The sequence below is a fragment of the Micromonospora sp. SL4-19 genome, from assembly GCF_047921475.1.
Taxonomy (GTDB): Bacteria; Actinomycetota; Actinomycetes; order Mycobacteriales; family Micromonosporaceae; genus Micromonospora.
Genome location: NZ_JBLROB010000016.1, coordinates 85,497 through 97,743, shown reverse-complemented (window position 1 = coordinate 97,743; position 12,247 = coordinate 85,497). Strand labels below are relative to the sequence as shown.

Below are 12,247 nucleotides of genomic sequence, written 5' to 3'. Positions count from 1 at the left end.
ATGATGGCGGGGGCCTCCGGTCGTTTACGGGAAGGGGACGGGATGACACTGCTCGTGGTGGGTGCCAGCGGCTTCCTCGGCGCCGAGGTCTGCCGGCAGGCGGTCGCGGCGGGAACGCGGGTGGTCGGCACGTACCACTCGGCCGGCGTCGCCGTCCCCGGCGTCGAGCCGCGCCGGCTCGACGTCACCGACCGCGCCGCCGTGCGCGCGCTGCTGACGCAGGTACGCCCCGACGCCGTCGTCGCCACCCCCTACCGCTACGACGACTGGGCGGTCACCGCCGACGGGGCGGCCAACATCGCCGTCGCCGCCGCCGAGGTGGGGGCGCGGCTGGTGCACCTGTCCAGCGACGCCCTGCACGGTGGGCGCCCGACCCCGTATCTCGACGACGACGTGCCCAGCCCGATACACGCGTACGGGGCGGCGAAAGCGGCGGCGGAGACCGCGGTCCGGGCGATCGACCCGGGCGCGGTGCTGGTGCGTACCTCGCTGATCCTGGGGGAGGGGAGCAAGCAGATCCAGCTCTGCCTCGAGGCCCTCGCCGGGCGCGCCACCCTGTTCACCGACGAGGCCCGCTGTCCGGTCGACGTGACCGACCTGGCCGCCGCCGTGTTGGAGTTGGTGCCGTCCGACCACGCCGGCCCGCTCAACGTGGCCGGCCCGGACCCGGTCAGCCGCGCCGAGATGGGGATCCTGGTCGCCCGGCAGTTCGGCCTCGATCCGGCCGGCCTGAAGACCACGACCACCGTCGCCGCCGGCCTGCACCGCCCCACCGACGTACGCCTCGACTCCTCCCGCGCCGCCGGCCTGCTCCGTACCCGGCTGCGCGGGGTCACCGAACTCCTCGCTCCCTGAGCGTCACCGCGGCGACCGTCGAATCATGCACACTTTCTATGCACAACTCTTGTGCATAGAAAGTGTGCACAGATATTGTGCATCCATGGGGAACGACAGGAAGCCGCCACCGCGCCAGGTACGGCTCGACCACCAGCAGGTACGCGCCCTGGCGCACCCGCTGCGGACGCGACTGCTCGGGGCGCTGCGGGTGAAGGGACCCGCCACCGCCACGCGCCTCGCCGAGCTGCTGGGCACCAACACCGGGGCGACCAGCTACCACCTGCGCCAGCTCGCCGAGGTCGGCCTGGTCATCGAGGACCCGGATCTCGGCACCGGCCGGCAGCGGTTCTGGCGGGCCGCGCACGACGTCACCAACTGGGAGCCCACCGACTTCGACGACGACCCGGACGCCCGTGCCGCGATCGACTGGATCCAGGGGAACCAGGTGCGGCACTTCCTCGAGCACGCCGAGAAGTGGCTGGCTGTCCGGCACGAGTGGTCCCCAGCCTGGCGGAACGCGTTCGGCATGGGCGACATCTTCATGACCATCCCGTCGACCCGACTCGAGGCGCTGCAGGCCGAGGTGTGGCAGATCCTCGACCGCTACCGCGCGGAGGCCGACCCCACGGAGCCCGGTGCCGAGCAGGTGCAGATCTTCCTCACCTCGCTCCCGCTGCTGGCGGACCTGCGGCTCGCCGACCCACCGTCCGAGGAGGAGCGATGAGCACGCTGTCCGTACGCCAGGTCCGGCTCCGCTACCTCACCCTCTACGGCCTGCGTTGGCTGCCCAGCGGCCTGATGATGCCCGTGATGATCCTGTTGATGCAGGAGCGCGGCCTGTCGCTGTCCCAGATCGGCCTGGTCGCCACCGCGCAGGGCCTGGTGGTCCTCGCGCTGGAGCTGCCCACCGGTGGGTTCGCCGACGCGCTCGGCCGCAAGCCGGTCCTCGCCGTCGCCTGGGTGATCGGCCTGATCTCGCTGGTCATCTTCGCGGTGGCCGACTCGTTCTGGCTCTTCTTCCTGGTCTGGGCGTTGCAGGGTGTCTACCGGGCCCTGGACAGTGGCCCGCTCGAGTCCTGGTACGTCGACGCCACCCTGGCCGCCGACCCGGACGCCGAGTACGAGCGCGGCCTGGGCCATGCCGGCACCGTCATCGGGCTGGCCATCGGCGCCGGCGCACTGCTCAGCGGCGGCCTGGTCGCGCTCGGTCCGGTCGGGCCGGTCAGCGCGCTGACCCTGCCCGTGCTGGTGGCCATCGTCCTGCACGTCGTCTCGCTGGTCGCGTTGCTGGTGCTGCTGGTGGAGACCCGGCCGGCCACGGGCGCCGCGGCGCTGCGCAACTCGGTGGTCGAGGCGCCCCGGATGGTCGGGCAGGCGATCGGCCTGCTGCGCCGCTCCCGGGTGCTGCTCGCCCTGGTCGCCGTCGAGCTGTTCTGGGGCTTCGGCATGGTCACCTTCGAGTCGCTGCTGCCGGTCCGCCTGTCCGAGGTCGTCGGCGGCGCCGACCGCGCGGCGGCGCTGCTCGGTCCGGCCGGCTCGGCGGCCTGGCTTGCCAACGCGGCCGGCGCCGCGCTCACCCCGCTGCTGCTGCGTCGGCTGGGTGCCGCGCCCGCCGCCGCGCTCATGCGGATCCTCCAGGGCGTGACCGTGGTCGGGATGGGCCTGCTGGCCGGCCCGGTCGGGGTGCTCATCGCCTACCTGGCCTGCTACACCGTGCACGGGGCGTCGAACCCGCTGCACATGGGGCTGCTGCACCGGCAGGTCGACGGGCCGTACCGGACCAGCGTGATCTCGCTGAACTCGATGATGGGCCAGCCGGCCGGGGCGCTCGGTGCGGTCGTCCTGACCGCGCTGGCCGACCGCAGCAGCGTCAGCATCGCCATGTTGGTCGGCGCCGTGGTGCTCGCCCTGGCCGCGCCGCTCTACCTGCCGGCCTGGCGCGCCGGGCGGGCCGTTGTGCCGGCGGAGGCCGGCGCAGCGGGGGAACACCTGACGCCGGTGCCGGACGAGGGGGTCACCGGGCCGGACGGCTCGCTCGCCGGTCCCGCACCCGTCCCGGCACCGGACCCGGCGACCTCGGGCAGCGGCGCGGCCCGGTCCGCCTGACGCCCGCGCTCCGCGGTGGGGGTGCGTCTGTTGTCGCCGGGGCGACCACAGGCGCACCCAACGGCCGAACCCCTCCCGCGAGCGGTGCTCAGCCCAGGTGGACCGAGCTGCGGCGCTCGGTCCCGGTGAAGCCGAGGCGGTGGTAGAGCCGGATCGCGCCGACGTTGGCGGTGTAGACGCCGAGCGCCACGTGGTCGTACCGGGCGAAGAGGGCGCGGGTCATCCCGGCCGTCAGCGCCGCGCCGAGGCCGTGGCCCCGCCGGTCGGGCGCCACGGTGAGGCCGGCGAGGAAGCCGATGTCACCCCGGCTGCGGTCCGCCCCGCAGGCGACCAGGCGGTCGCCGTCGCGGATGCCGTACCAGTCGACGATGCGGTGGTCGCCGGGACGGGAGGTCGTGGTGGGAAACGACTCCTCGATCAGCGCGGCCAGGGCCGGGTGGTCGGTCTCAATGAGGCGGACCACCCGCTCCTGCTCCGCCTGTGGGGGCGGGGGAGTGGTGGTCCAGAGGAAGTCCCACTCGTCGAGCCGCGCCACGGTCAGCCGGCCGGCCAGTTCGTCCGGCGACGTACGCGGCAGGTGCAGCCACTGCCCGGCGTGCAGTGTCCCGTCCGCCAGCAGGCCGGCGAAGACGTCCACTGCCGGGTCGGCCGCCCCGAGCGCCCCGCCGGCCGGCCCCTGCTCCGGCGGCAGCAGCCAGCCCACCGCGCCGTCCCGCCGCCAGCCCCGTGCCTCCTGGTCCCGCCAGAGCGCGTGCCGGGCGTACGGGTGATGACCGGTGGCGGCGAGCAGCGCGTCCCGACCCACCAGAGCCTGGTCGGCAGTGATCATGTCGCCAGCCTACGAGAGGTGAACAGGTGCCACCCGTCCGGTCCGCCGCCGTCGGGGAGCGGGCCGATCCATGGTGGAGATTGGCCGACAGACCGATCGGGTACATCCATCACCGACCTGCTGGTACCCCCACCGGAGGAACGACCATGTTCGCCATTATCGCGGCCATCGTGTTCGGCTTCGCGCTGCTGCTCGACTTCCTGAACACCAACCTCGGCGCCCCCGACCTGTTCAACGCGCAGACCCTCAGCCTGATCGGCTTTCTGCTGCTCGCCCTGCACCTGGCCGGTTTCGGCAGCGCCCGGGGCCGCTGGTACCGGGGTCGGCGTCCGGGCCGCGGCTGACCGGAACAGATCATCCCGGACCGGGCCGGCGGCGCGATTCCAGCGTCGTCAGCCCGGCCCGGTACTGTTCTCGTGATGGAGTCCGACGCCCTCTTCACCCTCGGCGAACCCGCCGGAGCGCCCCCCAGCGCCCCCGCGGGCTCCGGCGGTGTCGACGGGTTCACCGCCGTCGGTGCGGATTCGCCCCTGCCGGTCCGGATGCGGCCGGCCGGCATCGACGAGCTCGTCGGGCAGGACCACCTGCTCGCCCCGGGCGCACCGCTGCGTCAACTGGTGGAGGGCGCCGCGCCGATGTCGGTGATCCTCTGGGGGCCGCCCGGCAGTGGCAAGACCACCATCGCCCACCTGGTGGCCCGGGCCACCGACCGCCGCTTCGTCGCGATGTCCGCGCTGACGGCCGGTGTGAAGGACGTCCGCGCGGTGATCGACACCGCCCGTCGGCAGCGCCGCGCCGGCGGTCCGCCGACCGTGCTGTTCATCGACGAGGTGCACCGGTTCAGCAAGACGCAGCAGGACTCGCTGCTCGCCGCGGTGGAGGACCGGACGGTCACCCTGCTCGCGGCGACCACCGAGAACCCGTACTTCTCGGTCATCTCCCCGCTGCTGTCCCGCTGCGTGCTGCTCACCCTTCAGTCGCTGGACGACGACGCCGTGCGCGGTCTGCTGCGCCGCGCGGTCACCGACGCGCGCGGGCTGGGTGGCGCGCTCACCCTGGAGGTCGAGGCGGAGGATCATCTCGTCCGCCTCGCCGGCGGCGACGTACGCAAGGCGTTGACCGCCCTGGAGGCGGCGGCCGCCACCGCCACCGCGCTCGGCGCCGGCCGGATCGACCTGGCCACCGCCGAGCAGGCCGTCGACGTCGCCGCCGTCCGGTACGACCGTGACGGCGACGCTCACTACGACGTGACCAGCGCGTTCATCAAGAGCATGCGCGGCTCGGACGTGGACGCGGCGCTGCACTGGCTGGCCCGGATGCTGGTGGCCGGCGAGGACGCCCGTTTCATCGCCCGGCGCCTGGTCATCTTCGCCAGCGAGGACGTCGGCATGGCCGACCCCACCGCACTCACCGTCGCCACCGCCGCCGCGCACGCCGTCGAATACGTCGGGCTGCCCGAGGCCCAGCTCAACCTGGCCCAGGCGGTGATCCACCTGGCCACCGCCCCGAAGTCGAACTCGGCCACGGCGGCGATCGGCGCGGCCATCGCCGACGTGCGTGCCGGGCGGGGCGGGCCGGTGCCGCGCGCACTGCGTGACGCCCACTACTCCGGGGCGCGCGGCCTCGGGCACGGTGCCGGTTACCGCTATCCGCACGACGACCACCGGGGCGTGGTCACCCAGCAGTACGTTCCGGACGATCTCGTCGGGACCGACTACTACCGGCCCAGCGGGCACGGCGCGGAGCGGGCGTTGGCCACCCGGCTGCCGCTGCTGCGTCGGATCGTCCGCGGGCTGCCGGCACCGGCGGTACGGGCGGAGGCCGGCGCACCGGCCGTGCCCGTCGGCCCGGCGGGCGTGGAGCAGGGCAACGGGGCGAACGAGGGCGGCAGCGATGCCGTCGGGGAGGGTCAGCAGTGATGGCGCGTGGTCCGGAGCGGCCCGAGGACGGCCCCGACGAGCGGCGCGACCCCCGTGCCAAGGGCCGCCGGTGGGGGCGGGGCAAGGCCGACGCCGAGCCGGCCGAGGCGACCGCCGGCGAGGAGTTCGGCTGGATCGACGACCTGCGGACGGCCAAGCAGCAGCGCAGCGACCTCGGCCCGGACGGTGGCGGGCCTACCGCGCCACCCCCGCACGGCGGACTGCCGCCCGCGGCTCCGGGGCCCCGACCCGGTCCTCCCTCGCCCGAGCCTCCGCGCGGCCCCCGCCCCGGTGCGGTGCCGCCGCCCGGTCCGGACGGCCCGCCCGCCGGGCGTGGCCCGGCCGCCGCCGGACCGGCGACGCCCCCGGTTCGTCCCGGTGGGCCCGATCCGGCGGCGACCCGCCGCCGTCCCGTCGACGGCCCCTGGCCCGGTACGCCCGGGCCCGCTCGGCATCCCGCTGAGGCGTCCCGGCCACCAGCCCGGAGCGCGGACGCGCCCACCGGACAGCAGGCACCGGTTCCGCCGGCCGCCGGCCGGCCGGGCGACCACGTCGGGCCGCCCGCCCGGGCGGTCCCGCCGGCCGGTCCCGCCGCGGACCCTGCCCGGGGCGGCCAGGCGCCCGGCGGCTGGCCGCCGCCGGGCCCCGCCGTGCCGCCTGGCGGTCCGCACGCCGCCGGGCCGCCCACCCCCCGGGGTCGGCGCGGCGCCGGTGGACCCGGCGGAGCACCCTCCGGCCCGTACGGGGATGGAGTCGACCCGGCCGCGCGACCCGTCTCCGGCGCCGGCCGGCGGGCCGCTGCCGAGCCCACGCTCGGCCGGCCCGGCGTGCCGTCGGCGCGCGGCGCGTCCGCCGCGCCCGGTGCCGGCCACCCCGGTGTCGAACCGGTGACCGGCGCTGCCGAGCCCCGCCGCCGCGGCCCGGCCGAGCCAGACCCGTCCACCGCCGGCCCGTCCCGGGTGGACGGTCCCACCGCGCCGGGTGGTCGACGTCGGGTTGCTGAACCGGACCAGTCGGCGCCGGTGCCGCGCAGCGGGAACGCCCCGCCCGTGCCGGGTGCCCCGTCCGACGCCGCCCACGGCCGGACGCAGGGCCCGGGTACACCGCCAGGCCGTCGCGCCGCACCGGATTCCCCGGCCGGTCGCCGGGCCGTGCCGGGCGACGCCGTGACGTCGACCGGTCGCCGGGCCGCTCCCGAGGACGGGGCGCCGACCGGCCGTCGGGCTGCGCCGGACGACGGACCGACCGTGGCTGGTCGCCGGGCTGCGCCGGACGACGCGTCGACCGTGGCCGGCCGTCGGGCCGCGCCGGACGACGCACCGACCGTGGCCGGTCGCCGGGGGGCCGCGGAGATGCCGGGCGCCCGGCGGTCCACCGGTGACGGGCCGCAGACCCCGGGCCCGCGCCGCGCCGCCCGCGAGGACACCGACGAGGCGCGACCGCAGCGCCCCGAGCGACCGGCCGATTGGCTCCGACAGGCCGGTCGTACCCACCACAGTGGGGTCATGCCGACAATCCGTCCAACCGGTTCCCCGGTCGGCGAGCCGTCGTCCGGAAACCGGGACACCTCCGCCGGGCCCGATCGTGGTCGGTCCGGCGCGGCCGCGGTGCCGCCGGTGAAGCCCGACCAGTCCGGCCCCGTCCGTGGTGCCGCGCGGCCCGCCGGCCCGGCCGGCCGTCCGGCCGGTGCCGGGGCGGCGGGCCTGCCGGCGGGCGGGGATCCCGACCGCACCGGCGGCCTGCCCACCAGCGGGGACCGGAGCGCCGGGCGGCCCGGGCCGGTCCCCAGCCAGCCCGGGCGACCCGGCCCGGGTCCGGCCGCTGGTGACGCCCGCAGCGCCGGAGGTGTCCGCGGCGCCGCCCGGCCGGGCCCGGACGGTCCCGTCCCGCCGCGTCCTGCCGGAGACGGGCGCGTTCCACAGACCAGCGGCGAGCCCGGTGCGCGCACCGGGGCGGCCGGCGGCCCGGCGGTCGCCCGGGCGGCGGCCTCCGTGGCCCGTCCCGGCGGACCTGACGAGCGGCCAACCGGGCGAATGAATCCGCCCGGGGCGGAGGCGGGCCGACCCGGTCCGACCGGCGCGGCCGCCGTACCCGCGCCAGGGCGGCCCGGTGAGCCGGCGGTGGCCCGGGCGGCCGCGGCCGTACCGCCGGGGGAGCCGGCCGGGCCGCGACCCGGACCGGCCGACGGCGCCGGACCGGCGCTGCGGCGGCCCGAGGCGGAGCCTGCGCAGGCCGCGGGAGCGGCCGGCGGGCTGCGCGGCGCACGCTCCGAGCTGCGCCGGCAGATGCGCGAGCGGCGGCGGCTGCGGATGGGCGTCCTCGCCCTGGTCAGCCTGCTGCTGCTCGGCGCGGTTCCGCTCTACTTCGGGTTGCGCACGCTCGGCCGTGACCCGGTCTTCGACACCCTTGACGGGCTGAACGTGCCCGCCTGGGCGGCGGAGAAGACCGTCGACAACGTCAGCGGCAGCCGCTGGTGCTTCGAGGACTGCCGGCTGCGGGAGCGGACCGTCGAGTCGCAGAAGGCGCCGAAGGAGACGGCGCAGGCGTACGAGCAGGCCCTGGCCAACGACGGCTGGCGGCGCTGGAAGGTCAACTTCTGCCCGGAGCAGCCGGTCAAGGGCAGCTACACCTGCTGGCGGCGGGACGAGCTCACCCTCGACCTCTGGGTACGCGAACGCACCTGTGCGCCGCCACCGGTGGACGGGGCGCAGACTCCATCGCCCGCGCCCTCGCCCGCAGCGGGGAAGTGCGCCGGATCGTTGGTGTCGGTGAAGGTCCGTAACGCGATCGACGACGAACGGACCGGACCACAGCCCACCACTGATCCGTCACTCACCGGTGAGGATCCGTACCCGACCCTCACCGACGATCCGCTGGGCGAGTTGACACCCTCACCGTCGTGAGCAGCTCTCCATCACGGACGGTAGGGTCTGGGGCTGGCGGGCTCGTTCGCGCCCGTTGACCGGTGAGGGGTCGGCGGGGCGTGGACCGGGTAGGACGGTCGCGCGTTCCGGGGCGTCGGGCTCCGGGACACTGCTTGAGGAGGACATGCGCGTGAGAGGTGGAGAGATCGCTGCGCTGATCGCGGCCGGCGCGTTCCTGATGCTGGTGCTGGTGCTGGCGGTGCCGATCCTGCGGCTGCGGCACACCGTGGACGCGACGACCCGCATGATCACCGAGCTGAACGACCGCACCGCGCCGCTGCTCGGTGACGTCAACACCACGGTGAAGAACGTCAACACCGCCCTCGAGCAGGCACAGACCACCCTCGACGGGGTCAACCTCCAGCTGGCCAAGGTGGACACCATGACCAGCCACGCCCAGAACGTCACCGCCAACGTGGCGAACCTGGCCGCCGTGGTCTCCGCCGCCGCCGCGAACCCGCTGGTCAAGGTGGCCGCGTTCGGCTACGGCGTACGCAAGGCCGCGGCCGCCCGCCGGCACGCGGAGGACGAGCGCGACGCCCGCGACATCATCAAGCAGCGGCGCCGCGCCGAGAAGCGCGCCAACCGGTGACCCGGCCGAACGGGAGGATGTGACCATGAAGCGGTTGTTCTGGCTGGGCATCGGCCTGGCCGCCGGCGTGCTGGTGGTACGCAAGGTCACCCGTACCGCGCAGGCGTACACGCCGGCGGGGATCGCCAGCGGCCTGTCCGAGTCCGCGGGCGGCCTCGTCGAGTCGGTCCGTAGCTTCGTCGAGGACGTCCGGACCGGGATGGCCGAGCGGGAGCAGGAGATCCACGAGGCCTTCGCCCATGGCGAGCTGTACGACGACCAGTTCGCCGAGCTGCGGGAGGACCCGCGCATCGGCGACCGAGAGATTTTCCCGGAGGAGCATCAGCGATGAAGACGGCGGAGATCAAGCGGCGGTACCTCGCCCACTTCGAGGCGAACGGCCATGCCGTGGTGCCGTCCGCTCCGCTGCCCGCCATCAGCGACCCGAACCTGCTGTTCGTCAATGCCGGTATGGTGCAGTTCGTCCCCTACTTCCTGGGCCAGCAGACCCCGCCGTACCGCCGCGCGGTCAGCGTGCAGAAGTGCATCCGGACGCCGGACATCGACGAGGTCGGCAAGACCAGCCGGCACGGCACGTTCTTCCAGATGAACGGCAACTTCTCCTTCGGCGACTACTTCAAGGACGGGGCGATTCCGCTCGCCTGGGACCTGGTCACCAAGTCGGTCGAGGCGGGGGGCTTCGGGCTGGACCCGGAGCGGATCTGGCCGACCGTCTACCTGGACGACGACGAGGCGTACGAGATCTGGCGGTCGGTCGGCGTACCGGCCGAGCGGATCGTGCGCCGGGGCAAGGCGGACAACTTCTGGTCGATGGGCATCCCCGGCCCGTGCGGCCCGTGCTCCGAGCTGTTCTACGACCGGGGGCCGGAGTACGGCCGCGAGGGCGGACCGGCGGTCGACGAGGACCGCTACATGGAGTTCTGGAACCTCGTCTTCATGCAGTTCGAGCGGGGGCCGGGCGTCGGCAAGGCGGACTTTCCGATCCTCGGTGAGCTGCCGGCGAAGAACATCGACACCGGCATGGGCCTGGAGCGGATGGCCTCGATCCTGCAGGGCGTCGACAACCTCTACGAGATCGACGAGGTCCGGCCGATCCTGGACAAGGCCGCCGAGCTGACCGGCAAGCGGTACGGGGCGCACTCCGGCCACGTGGCCAGCGAGTCGCACCCGGACGACGTCCGGCTGCGGGTGATCGCCGACCACGTCCGCACCGCGCTGATGCTGATCGGTGACGGGGTGACCCCGTCCAACGAGGGCCGCGGCTACGTGTTGCGCCGGATCATGCGCCGGGCCATCCGGGCGGTCCGCCTCCTCGGCTACCAGGACCGGGCGCTGCCCGAGCTGCTGCCGGTGGCCCGGGACTGCATGTCGCCGTCGTACCCGGAGCTGGCCGAGGAGTTCGGCCGGATCTCGCAGTACGCGTACGCGGAGGAGGACGCCTTCCTCGCCACGCTGCGTGCCGGCACCACGATCCTGGACACCGCGATCGCGGAGACCAAGTCGGCCGGCAAGGCGGCGATCTCCGGGGACAAGGCGTTCCAGCTGCACGACACGTACGGCTTCCCGATCGACCTGACGCTGGAGATCGCGGCCGAGCAGGGCCTGCAGGTCGACGCGGACGGCTTCCGCCGGCTGATGGCCGACCAGCGCAGCCGGGCCAAGGCCGACGCGCAGGCGCGTAAGACCGGCCACACCGACGTGTCGGCCTACCGGTCGGTGCTCGACGGTGGCGGGCCGGTGGAGTTCACCGGCTACACCGAGCTGAACCGGGAGTCCCGGGTCCGCGCCCTGCTCGCCGGCGGCGACCAGGTCACCGCGGCGGTCGAGGGGGACACGGTCGAGCTGGTGCTCGACACCACCCCGTTCTACGCCGAGGGCGGTGGCCAGCAGCCCGACCAGGGCCTGATCACGGTCGGCGGCGGCCAGCTCGAGGTCTTCGACGTGCAGCAGCCGGTGCCGGGCCTGATCGTGCACCGGGCCAGGGTGGTCCGGGGCGAGGTGCGCGCCGGAGAGACCGGATACGCCGAGATCGACGTGTCCCGGCGGCGGGCCATCTCCCGCTCGCACACCGCCACCCACCTGGTGCACCAGACCATGCGCAACTTCCTCGGCGAGTCGGCCACCCAGGCGGGCTCGCTGAACGCACCGGGGCGGCTGCGGTTCGACTTCAACACCCCGACCGGGGTGGCGCCGAGCGTGCTGCAGGACGTGGAGCAGCAGGTCAACGAGGTGCTCCTGGCCGACCTGGAGGTGCACGCCTTCATCACCAGCCAGGAGGAGGCCCGCCGGATCGGCGCGATGGCGCTCTTCGGCGAGAAGTACGGGGAGCGGGTCCGGGTCGTCGAGGTCGGCGACTACGCCCGGGAGCTGTGCGGTGGCACGCACGTGGCCCGTTCGGCCCAGCTCGGCCTGGTGAAGATCCTCTCCGAGGCGTCGGTCGGCTCCGGCGTCCGCCGGATCGAGGCCCTGGTGGGCATGGACGCGTTCGGCTTCCTGGCCCGCGAGCACCTGCTCGTCTCCCGTCTCGCCGAGCTGTTCCGGGTCCCCGGAGACCAGGTCGCCGACCGGGTGGAGCAGACCGTCACCCAGCTCCGCGACGCGGAGAAGGAGCTGGAGAAGCTCCGCGCCCAGTTGGTGCTGGGCGGGGCGGCGGCCCTGGCCGGGCAGGCCAAGGACGTGCGGGGCGTCGCGTACGTCGGCACGGAGGCGCCCGAGGGCGCGGCCGGCAACGACGTGCGGACCCTGGCCCAGGAGATCCGGGGCCGGATCGACCCGGCCCGGCCGGCGGTGGTCGCGGTGGCCGCCCGGGCGGGCGGCAAGGCGTCCCTGGTGGTGGCGGTCAATCAGGCTGCCCGGAGCCGGGGCCTGGCCGCCAAGGACCTGGTGAAGGCGGCCTTCTCCGGCCGGGGCGGCGGCAGCGACGACCTCGCCCAGGGCGGCGGCCTGCCCGCGGCGGAGGCACCGAACCTGCTGATCACCGTGGAGAAGGCGATCGCCGAGGCGTGATGGTCGCACCGATCGATGCCAGGGCGGACCGGTC

The 12,247-nt window shown here is 74.9% G+C and carries 10 protein-coding genes; 9 read left to right on the top strand and 1 reads right to left on the bottom strand.

All coding sequences use genetic code 11. The features are described 5' to 3' along the window. Positions 1-42 precede the first annotated feature (42 nt). From ACNAVT_RS19920 to ACNAVT_RS19910, 3 genes are all read left to right on the top strand, one after another. Positions 43-855 (top strand): SDR family oxidoreductase, encoded by an 813-nt coding sequence (locus tag ACNAVT_RS19920; RefSeq protein ID WP_416298345.1) that lies wholly within the window; start codon positions 43-45, stop codon positions 853-855. Positions 856-940: 85 nt separating this feature from the next. Further along, positions 941-1,561, top strand: coding sequence for an ArsR/SmtB family transcription factor (locus tag ACNAVT_RS19915; RefSeq protein WP_416298343.1), 621 nt, complete (start codon positions 941-943; stop codon positions 1,559-1,561). Continuing rightward, positions 1,558-2,943 (top strand): MFS transporter, encoded by a 1,386-nt coding sequence (locus ACNAVT_RS19910; protein ID WP_416298341.1) that lies wholly within the window; start codon positions 1,558-1,560, stop codon positions 2,941-2,943. The genes ACNAVT_RS19915 and ACNAVT_RS19910 overlap by 4 nt, the downstream gene beginning before the upstream one ends. Positions 2,944-3,031: 88 nt before the next feature. Here ACNAVT_RS19910 and ACNAVT_RS19905 read toward each other — a convergent pair whose 3' ends face one another. Further along, positions 3,032-3,772, bottom strand: coding sequence for a GNAT family N-acetyltransferase (locus ACNAVT_RS19905; RefSeq protein ID WP_416298340.1), 741 nt, complete (start codon positions 3,770-3,772; stop codon positions 3,032-3,034). A gap of 146 nt (positions 3,773-3,918) precedes the next feature. Here ACNAVT_RS19905 and ACNAVT_RS19900 point away from each other — a divergent pair, with 146 nt between their 5' ends. From ACNAVT_RS19900 to alaS, 6 genes are all read left to right on the top strand, one after another. Beyond that, positions 3,919-4,116 (top strand): hypothetical protein, encoded by a 198-nt coding sequence (locus ACNAVT_RS19900; RefSeq protein WP_416298338.1) that lies wholly within the window; start codon positions 3,919-3,921, stop codon positions 4,114-4,116. A gap of 75 nt (positions 4,117-4,191) precedes the next feature. After that, positions 4,192-5,691 carry a replication-associated recombination protein A gene (locus ACNAVT_RS19895; protein WP_416298336.1) on the top strand — a complete coding sequence of 500 codons (1,500 nt, stop codon included), beginning with the start codon at positions 4,192-4,194 and terminating at the stop codon, positions 5,689-5,691. Between the two features lie 2,285 nt (positions 5,692-7,976). Beyond that, entirely contained in the window at positions 7,977-8,594 is a 618-nt protein-coding gene (locus tag ACNAVT_RS19890) for a hypothetical protein (RefSeq protein ID WP_416298390.1), read from the top strand. Between the two features lie 151 nt (positions 8,595-8,745). Continuing rightward, positions 8,746-9,207, top strand: a complete 462-nt coding sequence (locus ACNAVT_RS19885) for a DUF948 domain-containing protein (protein ID WP_416298334.1) — start codon at positions 8,746-8,748, stop codon at positions 9,205-9,207. Between the two features lie 25 nt (positions 9,208-9,232). Further along, positions 9,233-9,538: a hypothetical protein gene (locus ACNAVT_RS19880; RefSeq protein ID WP_416298332.1), complete on the top strand. Its 306-nt coding sequence runs from the start codon at positions 9,233-9,235 to the stop codon at positions 9,536-9,538. Continuing rightward, positions 9,535-12,213 carry an alanine--tRNA ligase gene (gene alaS / locus ACNAVT_RS19875; protein WP_416298331.1) on the top strand — a complete coding sequence of 893 codons (2,679 nt, stop codon included), beginning with the start codon at positions 9,535-9,537 and terminating at the stop codon, positions 12,211-12,213. The genes ACNAVT_RS19880 and alaS overlap by 4 nt, the downstream gene beginning before the upstream one ends. The last annotated feature ends 34 nt before the right edge of the window (positions 12,214-12,247 follow it).